Source organism: Telluria sp. AC161, from assembly GCF_979258535.1.
The window spans coordinates 4,511,211-4,527,047 of sequence record NZ_OZ409861.1 but is presented as its reverse complement, the minus strand read 5'-3'; the positions used below and the strand labels follow the sequence as shown (position 1 = coordinate 4,527,047).

Sequence of the window (15,837 nt, the reverse complement as noted above, 5' to 3'; positions counted from 1 at the left end):
GTTAGTTTGTGAGTGCAATGCAAAAGGCCGGCGCTCGTGACGCCGGCCCCTTGTCATGGAACCTTACCAGATGATGACGCGGTCTTCAGGCGGCAGGTACATCTTGTCGCCCGGTTTCACGTTGAACGCCTCGTAGAACTCGGGCATGTTCGACACGGTGCCGTTGGCGCGGAACTGGCCCGGCGAGTGCGGATCGGTTTTCACCTGGTTGATCTGCTGGGCTTCACGCATCTTCGAGCGCCACACCTGGCCAAAGCCCATGAAGAAGCGCTGGTCGCCCGTCAAGCCATCGATCACCGGCGCCGGCTTGCCGGCCAGCGAGAGTTTATAGGCCTTGTAGCCGATCGACAGACCGGCGTTGTCGCCAATGTTCTCGCCCAGCGTCAGTTCGCCGTTCACGTTGTAGCCCGGCAGCGGCGCGTAGCCGTTGAACTGCTTGACCAGCTTGTCGGTGCGGGCCTTGAAGGCGGCGCGGTCTTCGGCCGTCCACCAGTCGCGCAGATTGCCGTCGCCATCGGACTGGCTGCCCTTGTCGTCGAAACCGTGGCCGATTTCGTGGCCGATCACGGCGCCGATGGCGCCGTAGTTGACCGCGTCGTCGGCGCGCATGTCGAAGAACGGCGGCTGCAGGATCGCGGCCGGGAACACGATTTCGTTCATCGTGCTGCGGTAGTAGGCGTTGACCGTCTGCGGCGTCATGCCCCACTCGGTATGGTCGATCGGCTTGCCAAGTTTTTCGATGTTGTAGTTGTAGGCGAAGGTCGATGCACGCATCGCATTGCCCACCAGGTCATCGCGCTTGATCGTCAGGCGCGAGTAATCGCGCCACTTGTCCGGATAGCCGATCTTCGGCGTGAACTTGGCCAGCTTGGCGCGCGCTTCCTTCTTGGTCGCAGGGCTCATCCACTCCAGGTTGTCGATCGACTGGCCGTAGGCGATGATCAGGTTCTTCACCAGCTGTTCCATGCGCGCCTTGCGCTCGGCCGGGAAATGCTCGGCCACGTACAGCTTGCCCAGTGCCTCGCCCAGCGTGCCTTCGACGGTCGAGACGCCGCGCTTCCAGCTCGGCCGCTGCTCGGCCACGCCGGTCAGCGCGGTGCCGTAGAACGCGAAGTTCTCGTCGACGAACGCCTTCGACAGATACGGCGCGTATTCGCGCAGCAGCTGCCATTCGAAGTACGACTTGAGCGTGGCCAGGTCGGTCTTGGCCAGCAGCGCATCGAAGCCCGTGAAATAGCTTGGCTGGTTGACGATGATGGTGTCGATCTTGTTGCCCACACCGGCGGCGGCCAGCGCGCCTTTCCAGTCATAGCCCGGCGCCAGCTTGGCGAGCTCGGCGACCGTCATCTTGTTGTAGCGCTTGACCGGGTCACGGTTCTCGACCTTGGTCCACTGGACCTTGGCCAGATCGGTTTCGAAGTCGACGATTGCCTTGGCCTGCGCGGCAGCGTTCTTCTCGCCGGCCAGCGTCAGCATCTTCTCGACATGCACCTGATACTTGGCGCGGATCTCGGCCAGCTTGGCGTCGTCTGCCTTCAGGTAGTAGTCGCGGTCGGGCATGCCCAGGCCGCTCTGGCTGAGGTAGGTCGCGTGGCGGGTCGACTCGCGCATGTCCTGGCCGACGTAGATGCCGTACGGGCTGGCCACGCCGATCTTGCCCAGGTGAGCGGCCAGCGCCGGAATGCCCTTCTTGTCCTTGAGTGCGCGGATGCGCGACAGCTCGCCCGTCAGCGGCTTGTAGCCGAGCGCTTCGCGGCGCGCGTCATCCATGAAGCTGGCGTACAGGTCGCCGATCTTCTTCGCTTCGGTGCCTGCCTTGGCGCCCGTGTCCTTCTGCGCAGTCTCGATGATCGCCAGCAGTTGCGGTGTGGTGTCTTCGCGCAGCTTCATGAAGGTGCCCCAGCTCGAGCGGTCACCCGGGATCTCGGTCTCTTTCAGCCACTTGCCGTTCAGGTGCGTGAAGAAATCGTCCTGCGGACGCACGCTGTTGTCGATGTACTGGGTGTCGATACCGGAGATGACGCCGGCCGGTGCGGTGGCGGTGGCCGGCGCTGCAGCGGCCGCAGGCGCGGCGTCGGCGGCCATGGCCGGTGCGGCGAAGGCTGCCGCCAGGGACAGGGTCAGGGTACTCAGGAGAAGTCGCTTCACGGATAAGTCCTTGGTTGCTAAGTGTTCGCAGGGATAAACAACGTCTGACCGGTCGCGCCTGCTGCGTGCCGGCAAAAGAACATTCTAGCGGGTGGACTTGCAACGGCGCTGGCCGTGGTGATTTTTTTACTTTTCGATACACGCAGGCGGGTGAATATCGCGTATGCATGTGTTGGAAGGTGACAACAAGGTGACACGCCCAAAAAAAATCCCGCGGCAGTAAAGCCGCGGGACAAGACCACTTCAAGAGTGGAGAGAGAGAAAAACTAGTCACGACTATAGGGGGGCACTGTTGCACCGGGCGCCACTCTTACATTTGCTTACCCTCGCTAACGGCATGTAACAAATCGCTATTTGGGCCAATTGAATCGATATTGTGATTTCAACCAAATCCCGGGACACGGCCAGGACCATGGGGGCCACCAACAACAGCGCCCGAACCGGTTTATACTCCGCTTGCGCAACCTCAGGGCTATCACAGCGCCGCGGGTTCCACGACCGGCGCGCGCTGCCACAATGGATCACATGGGTTCCACCTTCAAGAATGGCTGCCTGATCGGCCTGGGTATCGTTGCCGGCGTTGGCCTGACGATGCAGTTTTCCGCCCTCTCCTTCAAACCGTCGCTCGAATCGAGCATGCCGGTGGCCGAGTTGCGCGAACTGGCCGACGTCGTCGGCATCATCAAGACCAGTTACGTCGAGCCGGTCGAAGACAAGGCCCTGCTGTCGCAGGCGATCACCGGCATGGTGGCCTCGCTCGATCCGCACTCGGCCTACCTCGACGCGCGCGCATTTCGCGAACTGCGCGAAGGCACCGAAGGCCGCTTCGTCGGCCTGGGCATCGAGATCAGCGTCAGCGAAGACGGCTATATCGAAATCATCAGCCCGATGGAAGATTCGCCGGCCTACCACGCCGGCATCAAGGAAGGCGACCTGATCACGCGCATCGACGGCCACCCGGTCCAGGGCACGCCGATCGACGACGCCATCAAGCGCATGCGCGGCGAACCGGGCACGCGCGTGACGCTGACGGTCGTGCGCAAGTCGGCGCCGGCGCCGCTCACCATCACCGTCGAGCGGCGCGAGATCGTCCAGAAAAGCGTCAAGGCAAAAATGGTCGAACCGGGTTACGCCTGGCTGCGCGTGGCGCAGTTCCAGGAGCCGACCGTGGACGACATGGCCGCCAAGCTGCAAGCACTGTACCGCGAAGACCCCGACCTGAAAGGCCTGGTGCTCGACCTGCGCAACGATCCCGGTGGCCTGCTGCAGGGCGCGATCGGCGTGGCCGCTGCGTTCTTGCCGAACAACGCCGAAATCGTCTCGACCAATGGCCAGCTGGCCGACTCGCGCCAGCGCTTCTACGGCCGGCCCGAGTTCTACATGCTGCGCAGCGGCGCCGATCCGCTGGCAAGCCTGCCGCCAGCATTCAAGAAGCTGCCAATGGTCGTGCTGGTCAATACCGGTTCAGCGTCGGCCTCCGAAATCGTCGCCGGCGCACTGCAGGACTACAAGCGCGCCGCCATCCTCGGCAGCCAGACCTTCGGCAAGGGCTCGGTGCAGACGATCCGCCCGATCGGGGGCAACGCTGCCGTCAAGCTGACCACGGCGCGCTACTACACGCCGGCCGGGCGCTCGATCCAGGCGCGCGGTATCCCTCCCGATGTCCCGGTCGATGAATATCCCGACGGCGATGGCCTGAACGCCCTGCGCATGCGCGAAGCCGACCTGCAGCACCACCTGACCAATGGCGGCGGGGCCGAAGTCGTCACGCGCGAGGATGATATCGAAGAGCAGATGCGGCTCCTGAACGCAGCGCGCCAGCGCAAACCGCTCGATTACGGCAGCGCCGACGACTTCCAGCTGGCCCAGGCACTGCGCCACCTGAAGGGCCAGCCGGTGGTGCTGTCTGGCCGCGCCAGCGGCACGACGCTGGCGCGCCAGGGGCGCTGAAGGTATGGCGCTGCAGCCTGGCTCCCGCCCGGCTTTCTACCCAGCTTTCTACCCGATTCCCACGCTCGCGCCGAGCGTGTAGAATCGGCGCATCTTGCGGCCAAGCGGCCTTATTTTCCTTGAAAGTTTCCCGAACATGATACCTGTCGTCATCAGCGGCACCGGCCTGTTTACGCCGCCGCATTCCATCTCGAACGACGAGCTGGTGACCGCCTTCAACGCCTACGTCGACCTGCACAACGCCGAACACGCGACTGCCATCGCCGCCGGCGAGGTGACGGCGCTCGAGCCGTCGAGCAGCGGTTTCATCGAAAAAGCGTCCGGCATCCAGTCGCGTTACGTGATGGAAAAGAGTGGCATCCTCGACCCGGCCCACATGACGGCGCGTATCGCCGACCGCCCGGACGACCAGATTTCGCTGCAGGCCGAGATGTGCGTGGCTGCTGCGCGCGAGGCGCTGGAGCGCGCCGGCAAACAGGCACACGACATCGACATGGTGCTGGTCGCCTGCAGCAATATGCAGCGCGCCTACCCGGCAATGGCCGTCGAAGTGCAGGAAGCGCTCGGCATCGACGGCTTCGGCTTCGACATGAACGTGGCCTGTTCGTCGGCCACGTTCGGCATCGCCACCGCCGTGGATGCAGTGCGCGGCGGGCGCGCCCGCGCAGTGCTGGTGCTGAACCCCGAAATTACCAGCGGCCACCTGAATTTCCGCGACCGCGACAGCCACTTCATTTTTGGCGACGCCTGCACCGCGATCATCATCGAGGCGCAAGCCACGGCCACCGGCGCGCACCAGTGGGAAATCCTCGACAGCCGCCTCAAGACCAGCTTCTCGAACAATATCCGCAACAACTTCGGCTTCATGAACCGCTTCGACGAAGCCGGCGTTGGCCTGCCGGACAAACTGTTCCGCCAGCAGGGCCGCAAGGTGTTCAAGGAAGTCTGCCCGATGGCGGCCGAGACGATCAAGGACACCTTGGCTGCCGCCGGCCTGGGCACCGACGACGTCGCGCGCTACTGGCTGCACCAGGCGAACCTGAACATGAACCTGCTGATCGTGCGCATGCTGCTGGGCCGCGACGCCGAACCAGGCGAAGCGCCGGTGATCCTGGACAGCTACGCCAACACGTCGTCGGCCGGTTCGATCATTGCATTCCACAAGTACCAGGACGATCTGGCGGCGGGCACCAATGGCGTGATCTGCTCGTTCGGCGCCGGCTACTCGATCGGCTGCGTGGTCGTGCGCAAGCTGTAATCAGCCGTGGTGGTGTGCCTGGCAAGCACTTGGGTTCCCGCCTGCGCGGGAATGACGTTGTTTCAGGCTGGTGCAGAGACAAATGTATCGATTTAGCCGCCACTAGTTGCACGTCGTTCCCGCGTCGGCGGGAACCCAAGTCAGCCGCCCACCACCACGAACCATCAAAGCCGCGCGGCCAGCTCGAACCCTTCGCGGATCGCGCGCTTGGCGTCGAGCTCCGCCGCCAGCGCGGCGCCGCCGATCTTGTGGAAACCCGGCCCGCTGCTGCTGCTGCTACTGCTGCTGCCAGTTGCCTCGGCCGGCATCAGCTCGGCCAGGCTCTCCTGCCCCGCGCAGACCACCACGTTATCCACCGCCAGCACGCGCGCCCGCCCACCGACGGTGATGTGCAGGCCCGCGTCATCGATGCGGTCGTACTGCACACCCGCCAGCATCGTCACGCCATTGCGCACGAGCGTTGCGCGGTGCACCCAGCCCGACGTCTTGCCCAGCCCCGCACCGGGGCGCGTGCTCTTGCGCTGCAACAGCCAGACCTGACGCGGCGGATGCGGCGCCAGGGGCGCCGTCAAACCACCGGCCGTGGCCACCATTGGATCGACGCCCCACTCGCCCATCCAGTGCGCCGGCGTCATGGGCAGCGCCACCTGCGGGTCGTGCACGAGGAATTCGCCCATATCGAACCCGATGCCACCGGCGCCGATGATCGCCACACGTGCGCCAACCGGGCGGCCATCGCGCAGCACGTCCAGGTAACTGAGCACCATCGGATGGTCGATGCCGGGAATGGCCGGCTTGCGGGTGCGGATGCCGGTGGCGACGATGACGTCGTCGAAGCCTTCGGCCAGCAAGGCTTCGCGCGTAACGACCGTATTCAGGCGCACATCGACGCCGAGCAAAGCGAGACGGCGTCCGAAATAACGGATCGTTTCGGCGAATTCTTCCTTGCCCGGCACGCGCATCGCGACATTGAACTGGCCGCCGATGCGGTCCAGCCCATCGAACAGCGTCACGCGGTGTCCCCGTTCGGCCGCCACCGTCGCGGCCGACAACCCGGCCGGGCCGGCGCCCACCACCGCGATCCGGCGCGGCTGCGCGGTCGGACGGATCACCAGTTCGGTCTCGTAGCAGGCGCGCGGATTGACGAGGCATGTGGCGCGCTTGTTCGAGAAAGTGTGGTCCAGGCAGGCCTGGTTGCAGGCGATGCAGGTGTTGATCTCGTCCGCGCGGCCGCCCGCCGCCTTGTTCACGAATTCAGGATCGGCCAGAAACGGCCGCGCCATCGACACCAGGTCGGCGTCGCCGCGCGCCAGCAGGGCCTCGGCCTCGTGCGGCATATTGATGCGGTTCGAGGCCACTACCGGAATGCCCACCGCGGCGCGCAAGCGGCCCGCCACCTGCGCGAACGCGGCGCGCGGTACCGACGTGACAATCGTCGGAATGCGCGCCTCGTGCCAGCCATAGCCGGTATTCAGGATCGTCACGCCGGCAGCCTCCAGGGCTTTCGCCACTAGCACCACCTCGTCCCACGTGTTGCCGCCGTCGACCAGGTCGAGCACCGAGTGGCGGTACATCAGGATGAAGTCCGGCCCGACCGCGGCGCGGATGCGGTGCACGATCTCGACGGCCAGGCGCATGCGGTGTTCGATCGGCCCGCCCCACCCGTCCGTGCGGCGGTTGGCGCGCGCGCACAGGAACTGGTTGAGCAGGTAGCCTTCGCTGCCCATGATTTCCACGCCGTCGTAGCCGGCCTTTTGCGCCAGCCGCGCGCACCGCACGTAGGCGGCAATCGTCGACTCGATGCCCGCTTCAGAAAGCGCCTTGGGCTTGAAGCGCGAGATCGGCGACTTCAGGTTCGACGCCGACACGACGAACGGCTGGTAGCCGTAGCGCCCCGCGTGCAGGATCTGCAGCACGATCTTGCCGCCCTCTTCGTGCACGGCGCGCGTGACGCGCCGGTGGTTCGGCACGTCGCCAAGAAAATTGAGCGTGCCGCCAAATGGCAGCAGCCAGCCCTGGCGATTGGGCGAAATGCCGCCGGTAACGATCAGGCCGACGCCGCCGCGCGCGCGTTCGCGGTAGAACGCGGCGAGCTTGCCGTAGTTGTAGAAGCGGTCTTCGAGCCCGGTGTGCATCGAGCCCATGATCACGCGGTTCTTCAGCGTGGTGAAACCCAGGTCGAGCGGCGCGAGCAGGTGCGCGTAGGCAGAAGAGATAGTCATCGCGGCATTACACCGCGATTTTGTCGAGCCGTGCGTCTAAACACGGCTGACGGGTGTTACGCGAGGTGGCTGTCGCGGTCGCGCAGCTCGGCGAAACTCTCGATGCTGCCAATCTTGACGACGATCGGGTTCAGGCTCGCGCCCGGCGACATCGAGCGCCATGCGAACTGCCATTCTTTCTCGCGCGCCTGGCCCGCGCTCTTGGTGAACGCGGCGCCCAGCGGCGAACGGCTGCCGTATTCGATGGCGCCGTCGATGCCGGCCCAGTTGGGCAGCATGCGCTGCACGGCGCGGTGCAGGCGCTCGCCGAATTCTTCGCTATTGTGGATCACGAGGCAGGCGTCGCTTGGCGTGATGATGTCGAACAGGGCCTTGTCCCAGGCGGTCGAAAACGACAGGTTCAGGAAGCCGCCGCTGGGCTCGAGGCGGAACTGGCCAAGGCGCAGCGAATTTTCAAGTTCGGTGCGCAGTGCGTAGCGGTGCAGGGTCGGTGGGCGTTGGTAGTCGTGCATGGGATTCTTTCTGGCCGCACCCGCGTTATGGCAACGGTGCCGGCGGTTGCTGCATCATGATTTGCTGGTGCTGCATGCGCATGAAACGCGACGAGATGAAAATCTCGCGCAAAAAATACACGAAGCTGCTGATCAGGGCCAGCATCGCCAGCACGAAGCTCGCGGCGATGTACTGGTCGAGCGGGATGCCGGTGGTGTCGCCCGCAAACAGCATCGCGATGACGACGCACACCAGCAGGCCGCAGGCGGTGCTGGAAGCAATCGCGAAGTTGATCAGGTGCGAGCGCTGGTACAGCAGTTCGAGCTCGCTGGAAAACTCGGTGTTGGGGCTGACCTTGAGCCGGTCTTCGAGCACGCGCGTGCGGTCGATGATGCGGGCCAGCCGGTTGGTCAGCACGGTCAGTTTGGTGGCCACGCCGGTGAGTAAAAAAACGGGTGCGATGGCCAGCTGGATGACGTGGCCGATATCGCTGATCTGGATATTCATGAGAACGCGTTGGTCTTGATGTTGTGTGTCTGGCGTAGTTTAACAGCCGCCGCTCATTCGAAGCGCCGGTGGCGCTTGAACTGTTCGGTAGCCGTGACCAGTGCGCGCGCGATGCCGGTTTCGAGCGCGCCATGGCCGGCGTCGGGAATCATCTGCAGCGTCGAACCGGGCCAGGCCTGGTGCAGGCGCCAGGCCGACAGCGGCGGGCAGATCACGTCGTAGCGGCCCTGTACGATCACGGCCGGCAGATGCGCAATGCGCCCGACATCGCGCACCAGCTGGTCTTCGTCCAGGAACGCGCCGTTGACCATGTAGTGCGCCTCGAGGCGGCCCACGCCCAGGTCGAGCGTATCGCTGGCGGCTTCTTCGGGCTGCGGCAGCAGAAAGACGCGGCGGCCTTCGAAGCGGCTCCAGGCGCGCGCGGCCGGCCAGAACACATCGGGGTCGTGGCACAGCAGGCGGCGCGCGTAGGCGCCCAGCAAATCATCGCGTTCTGCCAAAGGGATCGGCGCGACGAATTCGTCGTACAGCTCGGGATAGAACCAGCGCATGTCGTTGATGAACCAGTCCACTTCGGCGCGCGTGCACAGGAAGATCCCGCGCAGCACGAAGCCCAGGCAGCGCTCGGGATGCGCCTGCCCGTAGGCCAGCGCCAGCGTCGAGCCCCACGAGCCGCCGAACACGAGCCATTGCTTGATGCCGAACAGCGCGCGCAGGCGCTCGATGTCGTCGATCAGCAGTTGCGTCGTGTTGTTGCGCCACTCGCCCAGTGGCGTGGATTTGCCGGCACCGCGCTGGTCGAACAGGATCACGCGGTACGCGGCGGGATCGAAAAAGCGGCGGTGCTGCGGCGACAGCCCGGCGCCCGGGCCGCCGTGCAGGAACAGCACCGGAATGCCATCCGGGTTACCGACTTCTTCCCAGTAGATCGTGTGCAGTTCGTCGACCACCAGCATGCCGCTACGAAGCGGCTGGAGCGGCGGGAACAGCGACGGCGGCGTAGCTGGCATTGGGGGCTTTGACGGTCAGTGAATGGGAAAATCGATTGTAACGTACGGACATGGAGATGCAGAAGGAGACGGCACGGTCACGCCGCCTGGCCGAGCACCCAGCCTTCCCAGCGCCGCATCTGCGCGTCAAGCGGCGTGCCTTCGGCGCGGTGGCCCTCGACCACGTCGAGCATGCCGCACAGGCCGATCAGCGCATCGAACTGGTCTTCGCCGCTGGCGTGCGCGCCAAAGCCGTCGCGGATCGCGGCCGCGAGGCCCGGCGCCTGCGCATGCCCCCGCTGCGCCAGCCAGTCGAGCAATGGGGGCGCAACGGATGCGCGTCCGGCCTGGCTGCGCTTGCTCCACACTGGCCGGCGGCCAATGCCCAGCCGGTGGTAGGTGTCGCCCGGGTAGGTCTCGGCCACGATTGTGCGCTCGCCACCGAGCAAATCCTGCAGCGCGCCGTCGAACGGCCACAGTGCGATGCGCGCGCCCTGTGGCTGCAGCACTTCGCGCCAGCCGGCCAGCGCCGCCTTGCCGACCTGGTTGCCGCCCAGTGTCCAGAACAGGCTGCACGCGGCGGGACGCTGGTCGGTCTTGCGCTCGCACGCGCGCAGCAGGTCGGCGGCATCGGCGTGGCCCAGGCCCGTCAGCAAGTGCTCGCGCCGGCGGCCACCGGGCCGGGCCGGATAGAACGGCCGGTGGATGCCGATGTCGGCGCGGTCATCGCAAACCTCGAACCAGCGCGACCAGGCACCGCTGCCAACGCTGGCCAGCAGCTCGGCAAAATTCGCCAGCCCCGTTGCCGCGCCATACGCCGCCGGCACGCCAATGGGAAAGTCGACGCCCACCAGCACCGGGCCGGACGCCTTTGAACGCGCCGCCAGCCGATCGAGGAACGTGGCGGTCACGCCGACCGGCTCGGGCAGGCCGATCTGCCAGCCGGTGCCAGCGCCAGCGCCAGTGCCATCGCGCAGCGCCACCGCCATCCAGCGCTTGCCGGGGTGGATACTCCAGTCGCAGTGCGCAATCACGCGCGGCAATGGCAATGCGTGCTTCACGTCGTCCCCAAAAGAAAAAAGCCGTGTCGCCACGGCTTTGCGATGCTATCTGGCACGATCAAGACATGTGCTGGCCGCCATTGATCGCGATATTCGCACCCGTGACGAACGCCGCTTCATCCGACGACAGGTACGCGACCAGGCCGGCGACTTCTTCAGGCTTGCCCAGGCGGCCCATCGGGATTTGCGGAATGATCTTGGTTTCCAGCACTTCGCTCGGAATGTCCATCACCATCTTGGTGCCGATATAGCCTGGCGAAATGGTGTTGACGGTCACGCCCTTGCGCGCGACTTCGAGCGCCAGCGCCTTGGTGAAACCATGCATGCCGGCCTTGGCCGCCGAGTAGTTGGTCTGGCCGAACGCGCCCTTCTGGCCGTTGACCGACGAGATATTGATGATCCGGCCCCAGCCGCGCTCGACCATGCCATCGCAGACCGGTTTGGTCATATTGAAGACGGAGTCGAGGTTGGTCCTGATCACGGCATCCCAGTTGACCTTGTCCATTTTCTTGAACGTCATGTCGCGCGTGATGCCGGCGTTATTGACCAGCACATCGACCGGGCCGACGTCGGCGATCACCTGGCGCACGCATTCCTGGGCCGAATCGTAATCGGCCACGTCGCAGGCATAGGCCTTGAAATCGAAGCCCTGATCGCGCATGGCGCCGAGCCAGCCCTCGACCTTCGTGTTACCCGGCGAAAAAGTGGTGACGACCTGGTACCCCAGCGCGGCCAGCTTGATGCACACCGCTTCGCCCAGGCCGCCCATGCCGCCGGTTACTAACGCTACTCTAGCCATTGTCTTCTCCAGTTTTATTGTTGGTTGCTACGTCGAAACCGGCGACGGCGCCGGCGCCCGTCCTGGCCGCCCCCGCACATCACCGTGTTGGATACTGAAAGCGTCAGTCGCGTTCGATTGCCAGTGCCACGCCCATGCCGCCGCCGATGCAGAGGCTGGCAAGACCCTTCTTGGCGTCACGGCGGATCATTTCGTGCAGCAACGTGACCAGGACGCGCGCACCGGAGGCGCCGATCGGGTGGCCCAGCGCGATGGCGCCGCCGTTGACGTTGATCTTGGACGTGTCCCAGCCCATTTCCTTGTTCACGGCAACGGCCTGGGCGGCGAAGGCTTCGTTGATTTCCATGAGGTCGAGGTCTTCGTGGGTCCAGCCGGCTTTTTTGAGGCACAGCTTCGAGGCCGACACCGGGCCCATGCCCATGATCGCCGGGTCCAGCCCGGACGACGAGTAGGCCTTGATGCGCGCCAGCGGGGTCAGGCCCAGCTCGCGTGCTTTCGATGCGCTCATCATGATCACGGCGGCGGCGCCGTCGTTCAGGCCCGACGCATTGCCGGCGGTGACGCTGCCTTCTTTATTGAAGGCGGGCCGCAGGCTGGCCAGCGCCTCGATCGTGCTGCCCTGCTTTGGATACTCGTCGGTATCGAAGACGGTGGTGCCTTTTTTGGAAACGATCTCGATCGGAATGATTTCGTCCTTGAAGCGGCCTTCTTTCTGGGCGGCCTCGGCCTTGAGCTGCGACTGCAGCGCAAATTCATCCTGCTCGGCGCGCGAAATCTCGTACTTGCGGGCGACGTTTTCCGCCGTCACGCCCATGTGATACCCGTTGAACGAATCCCACAGGCCATCGTTGATCATGGTGTCGACCAGCTTGGCGTCGCCCATACGGAAGCCGTCGCGCGAACCGGACAGCACGTGCGGCGAGGCGCTCATGTTTTCTTGCCCGCCGGCGATGACGATGTCGGCGTCGCCGCAGCGGATCGCCTGCGCGGCCAGGTGGGTGGCCTTGAGGCCGCTGCCGCAGACCTTGTTGATGGTGTAGCCGGGGACCATTTCGGGCAGGCCGGCCTTGATCAGGGCCTGGCGCGCCGGGTTCTGGCCGACACCGGCGGTGAGCACCTGCCCCATGATGACTTCGCTGACAGCGGCAGGATCGATGCCGGTCTTGTCCAGCAGGTGCTTGATGACTTGTGCGCCGAGTTCGGCGGCGGGATCTTGGCGAGCGTGCCGCCGAATTTACCAACTGCGGTGCGGCCAGCGGCCACGATGACGACGTCTTCCATTTCATTCTCCGTTCAACCGGCCTGGGGCCGGCATTATTCAGGACTTCCCTGGGACGGGGCGCAGCTTTGTCGGGTGCGGTGCCCATGCGCATGGGAATGGTGAAGCCCCGATCGCCTGGACTGCCATAAAAAATAGCAGCGGTGATCGGGGGTTGAGGAACCCATGCTGATCTTTAAGCACTGGCAATCTTAGCAGTTTATTCATCGAAAACAAGGTCGCAAGCGCCAGGGTTTGATGTAGAACAGAACTTAATTTCCAACTCGATGCATGTTCAATTGCCATTAGGAATGATGCGTGCGCTTCTGTCCTTTTCTACAATTTTCACAGTAGAATGCACAAGCGCAATGCCAACCACTCTGTTTTATGCCCAAGACCACGCTTCCCATCGAGATCAAGATTTCCACGGTCGTCGCCATTTCGACGATCCTGCACTCGGCAGACCTCGAGGCGATCGATTCCGCACTGGCCTCGATGACGGGCGGCGTGTCGGACTTTTTCGAGGATGAGTTTGCGGTGATCGACGTGAGCGCCTTCACCTCGAGCGCCTGGACGATCGACTGGGCCGCCATCGTGGCGCTGCTCAAGAAATACCGCCTCAACGCTGTGGCCGTACGCGGCGCCAGCCCGTTGATGATCGACGCGATCCGGGCCCAGGGCCTGGCGCTGGACGATGGCTCGGGCGGCGTACACGCCGGCGGCCACGCCACGCCGCCCCCGCTCGTCGTGCACGCAGCAGCCGCGCCCGCACCCGAGCCAGCCCCGGCGCCAGCCGCGCCTGCGCCCGCGCCAGAACCGACCACGGCCCCGGCTGCCAGTCAGCCGGGCGCGCCCGCCCTGGCGCCGCTGGTGATCGACACGCCGGTACGTGCCGGCCAGCGCATCTATGCACGCGGCACCGACCTGATCGTGACCGCCGTGGTCAACAATGGCGCCGAACTGATCGCCGATGGCAGCATCCATGTGTACGCGCCGCTCAATGGCCGCGCGCTGGCCGGCGCCTCGGGCAATGCCGACGCGCGGATCTTCGCGCTGTCGATGCAGCCCGAACTGGTCTCGATCGCCGGCGTCTACCGCACGTTCGACGAAGGCTTCCCGACCGACCTGGCGCGTCAGCCGACGCAGATCCGGCTCGTCGGCGACCGGATCGACATCCAGTCGCTCGCGGCGCCATCGCGCGCCTGACCGTTCGAATTGAACAGATACTGTAAAGGACTTATTTGTGGCACGAATTATTGTTGTGACGTCCGGCAAGGGCGGTGTTGGCAAGACGACCTCGAGCGCCAGCTTCGCTTCCGGGCTGGCCATGCGTGGCCACAAGACCGCCGTCATCGACTTCGACGTCGGCCTGCGCAACCTCGACCTGATCATGGGTTGCGAGCGCCGTGTGGTGTATGACCTGATCAACGTCGTCAATGGCGAAGCGACCCTGAACCAGGCGCTGATCAAGGACAAGCACTGCGACAACCTGTTCATCCTGCCGGCCTCGCAGACGCGCGACAAGGACGCCCTGTCCGAAGAAGGCGTCGAGCGCGTGATCAACGACCTCGTCAAGATGGAATTCGAATTCATCATCTGCGATTCGCCGGCCGGCATCGAGCACGGCGCGCTGATGGCGCTGACCTTTGCCGACGAAGCCATTGTCGTGACGAATCCCGAAGTCTCGTCGGTGCGCGACTCGGACCGCATCCTGGGCATCCTGCAGGCCAAATCGCGCCGCGCCCAGAGCGGCTCGGAGCCAGTCAAGGAACACCTGCTCATCACCCGCTATTCGCCAAAGCGCGTCGACGCCGACGAAATGCTGTCGTACCAGGACGTCCAGGAAATCCTGCGCATCCCGCTGATCGGCATCATCCCTGAATCCGAATCGGTGCTGCACGCATCGAACCAGGGTAACCCGGCGATTCACTTCAAGGGAACCGACGTGGCCGAAGCCTATGAAGACGTGGTCGCGCGCTTCCTGGGCGAAGAACGCCCGCTGCGCTTTACCAGCTACGAAAAGCCAGGGTTGTTCCAGCGTATCTTCGGAGCCAAGTGAGATGGCACTGCTATCCTTTCTCTTCCCCGAAAAAAAGAAGAGCGCGACAGCTGCCAAGGAACGCCTGCAGATCATCATCGCGCGCGAACGCACCAACCGTGCCGGTCCGGACTTCCTGCCGGCCCTGCACCAGGAGCTGATCGCGGTGATCTCGAAATACGTCAAGGTCAATCCGGACGACATCAAGGTGTCGCTCGACCGCCAGGGCAACCTGGAAGTGCTGGATGTGAACGTGGTGCTGCCGGATAATTGAACGTGCGCACCCGTGACCGACAAAGCCCGCTCTGAGCGGGCTTTGTTTTGGGCGGTTGTTTTTCGTGCGTAGGGTGGACGGGTTCCCCGTCCACGCGTTCAACGAACCCTGATGCACCACACAATCACATCAAGTTGAACGCGTGGGCGGCATAGCCGCCCACCCTACAACGGACGGCTATTTCGCAACGCATCACATCACTAACAATGGCGCCTTCGCCGTGCCGCTGGTCGCGCCCACGGCATCGTCGTCCTCGGCCACGTTGTGGTCGATCCCGGCGTTTTCGAGCTCGCGCGCCACGGCCACGCACGCTTCCACGTGCTGGGTACCCATGCGCTTGAACAGCGTGTAGCCGATGGCGGCCGACGCGATCTGGCCGGCGATCGGCACCATCTTCGCGCTCGACTTGACGGCCATCCGGCCTGCCACGCGCTGGAACAGGCGCAGCACCACGCCACGCGTGACCAGCTTGCCGACCAACATGCCACCGACCGACGCCGCAGCTTTATAGGCAATGATGCGCAGACGCGGATTCAGGCGCTCGATCTGCTTCTGCGTCAGGCCAAACTCGGCGTTGACTTCATCGACCAGGGACGCAAAACCGGTAATATCGGCCAAAAGATCCAGGCCGGGAATTGGCACGGCCGCCACCGCTGCCGACATCGCGGCGCGCTTCTTGACCAACGCCAGACAACGCAGGCGCGTGGCCTCGACTTCCGGGCCACTGACGGGCACGCGGTCTTCAGGAACAGTCACATCTTTGCGTCGAAACAACATAATCTCACCCTTTTCGTTATTCAAATTTCATCTGAAATCCAGTGTACCCCCATGACATGACGCT

13 protein-coding genes and 1 pseudogene are annotated in these 15,837 nt (G+C 64.4%); 5 read left to right on the top strand and 9 right to left on the bottom strand.

The window, feature by feature from the left end; genetic code table 11:
* Positions 1-63: 63 nt before the first annotated feature.
* Positions 64-2,148: a M13 family metallopeptidase gene (locus tag ACZ0AJ_RS20195; protein ID WP_499456196.1), complete on the bottom strand. Its 2,085-nt coding sequence runs from the start codon at positions 2,146-2,148 to the stop codon at positions 64-66.
* A 525-nt stretch (positions 2,149-2,673) separates the two neighbouring features.
* On the opposite strand from ACZ0AJ_RS20195, the gene ACZ0AJ_RS20190 reads away from it, so the two are divergent.
* Positions 2,674-4,098 carry a S41 family peptidase gene (locus ACZ0AJ_RS20190; protein WP_499456194.1) on the top strand — a complete coding sequence of 475 codons (1,425 nt, stop codon included), beginning with the start codon at positions 2,674-2,676 and terminating at the stop codon, positions 4,096-4,098.
* A 136-nt stretch (positions 4,099-4,234) separates the two neighbouring features.
* A complete protein-coding gene (locus tag ACZ0AJ_RS20185; protein WP_499456192.1) occupies positions 4,235-5,356 on the top strand; it encodes a beta-ketoacyl-ACP synthase III in 1,122 nt (373 codons plus the stop codon).
* A 164-nt stretch (positions 5,357-5,520) separates the two neighbouring features.
* Here the strand turns inward: ACZ0AJ_RS20185 and ACZ0AJ_RS20180 are convergent, their stop codons facing one another.
* The 7 genes and pseudogenes from ACZ0AJ_RS20180 to ACZ0AJ_RS20150 all read right to left on the bottom strand — a co-directional run bounded on the left by ACZ0AJ_RS20180 (position 5,521) and on the right by ACZ0AJ_RS20150 (position 12,707).
* Positions 5,521-7,578: a 2,4-dienoyl-CoA reductase FMN-binding domain-containing protein gene (locus ACZ0AJ_RS20180; RefSeq protein WP_499456190.1), complete on the bottom strand. Its 2,058-nt coding sequence runs from the start codon at positions 7,576-7,578 to the stop codon at positions 5,521-5,523.
* Positions 7,579-7,634: 56 nt separating this feature from the next.
* Positions 7,635-8,090: a hypothetical protein gene (locus ACZ0AJ_RS20175; protein ID WP_183554756.1), complete on the bottom strand. Its 456-nt coding sequence runs from the start codon at positions 8,088-8,090 to the stop codon at positions 7,635-7,637.
* Between the two features lie 25 nt (positions 8,091-8,115).
* A complete protein-coding gene (locus tag ACZ0AJ_RS20170) occupies positions 8,116-8,577 on the bottom strand; it encodes a DUF2721 domain-containing protein (protein ID WP_183554758.1) in 462 nt (153 codons plus the stop codon).
* A gap of 53 nt (positions 8,578-8,630) precedes the next feature.
* Positions 8,631-9,587: a prolyl aminopeptidase gene (pip, locus tag ACZ0AJ_RS20165; RefSeq protein ID WP_499456188.1), complete on the bottom strand. Its 957-nt coding sequence runs from the start codon at positions 9,585-9,587 to the stop codon at positions 8,631-8,633.
* A 77-nt stretch (positions 9,588-9,664) separates the two neighbouring features.
* Entirely contained in the window at positions 9,665-10,627 is a 963-nt protein-coding gene (locus ACZ0AJ_RS20160) for a hypothetical protein (protein ID WP_499456186.1), read from the bottom strand.
* A 58-nt stretch (positions 10,628-10,685) separates the two neighbouring features.
* Positions 10,686-11,426, bottom strand: coding sequence for an acetoacetyl-CoA reductase (gene phbB, locus ACZ0AJ_RS20155; RefSeq protein ID WP_183554761.1), 741 nt, complete (start codon positions 11,424-11,426; stop codon positions 10,686-10,688).
* A 103-nt stretch (positions 11,427-11,529) separates the two neighbouring features.
* Positions 11,530-12,707, bottom strand: a pseudogene (locus ACZ0AJ_RS20150) (acetyl-CoA C-acetyltransferase).
* A gap of 364 nt (positions 12,708-13,071) precedes the next feature.
* On the opposite strand from ACZ0AJ_RS20150, the gene minC reads away from it, so the two are divergent.
* Genes minC through minE form a run of 3 tightly spaced genes read left to right on the top strand, consistent with a single transcriptional unit; the run spans position 13,072 to position 14,996 of the window.
* A complete protein-coding gene (gene minC, locus ACZ0AJ_RS20145) occupies positions 13,072-13,890 on the top strand; it encodes a septum site-determining protein MinC (RefSeq protein ID WP_499456184.1) in 819 nt (272 codons plus the stop codon).
* Positions 13,891-13,927: 37 nt separating this feature from the next.
* Positions 13,928-14,743 carry a septum site-determining protein MinD gene (gene minD / locus ACZ0AJ_RS20140; RefSeq protein WP_183554767.1) on the top strand — a complete coding sequence of 272 codons (816 nt, stop codon included), beginning with the start codon at positions 13,928-13,930 and terminating at the stop codon, positions 14,741-14,743.
* A gap of 1 nt (position 14,744) precedes the next feature.
* Positions 14,745-14,996: a cell division topological specificity factor MinE gene (gene minE / locus ACZ0AJ_RS20135; protein WP_183554769.1), complete on the top strand. Its 252-nt coding sequence runs from the start codon at positions 14,745-14,747 to the stop codon at positions 14,994-14,996.
* Positions 14,997-15,188: 192 nt separating this feature from the next.
* Here the strand turns inward: minE and ACZ0AJ_RS20130 are convergent, their stop codons facing one another.
* A complete protein-coding gene (locus ACZ0AJ_RS20130) occupies positions 15,189-15,752 on the bottom strand; it encodes a hypothetical protein (protein WP_343828442.1) in 564 nt (187 codons plus the stop codon).
* Positions 15,753-15,837: the final 85 nt, after the last annotated feature.

Coding starts and splice junctions, on each gene's coding strand:
- ACZ0AJ_RS20190 (WP_499456194.1), top strand. CDS start 2,674: ATGGGTTCCACCTTCAAGAATGGCTGCCTGATCGGCCTGGGTATCGTT.
- ACZ0AJ_RS20185 (WP_499456192.1), top strand. CDS start 4,235: ATGATACCTGTCGTCATCAGCGGCACCGGCCTGTTTACGCCGCCGCAT.
- ACZ0AJ_RS20180 (WP_499456190.1), bottom strand. CDS start 7,578: ATGACTATCTCTTCTGCCTACGCGCACCTGCTCGCGCCGCTCGACCTG.
- ACZ0AJ_RS20175 (WP_183554756.1), bottom strand. CDS start 8,090: ATGCACGACTACCAACGCCCACCGACCCTGCACCGCTACGCACTGCGC.
- ACZ0AJ_RS20170 (WP_183554758.1), bottom strand. CDS start 8,577: ATGAATATCCAGATCAGCGATATCGGCCACGTCATCCAGCTGGCCATC.
- pip (WP_499456188.1), bottom strand. CDS start 9,587: ATGCCAGCTACGCCGCCGTCGCTGTTCCCGCCGCTCCAGCCGCTTCGT.
- phbB (WP_183554761.1), bottom strand. CDS start 11,426: ATGGCTAGAGTAGCGTTAGTAACCGGCGGCATGGGCGGCCTGGGCGAA.
- minC (WP_499456184.1), top strand. CDS start 13,072: ATGCCCAAGACCACGCTTCCCATCGAGATCAAGATTTCCACGGTCGTC.
- minE (WP_183554769.1), top strand. CDS start 14,745: ATGGCACTGCTATCCTTTCTCTTCCCCGAAAAAAAGAAGAGCGCGACA.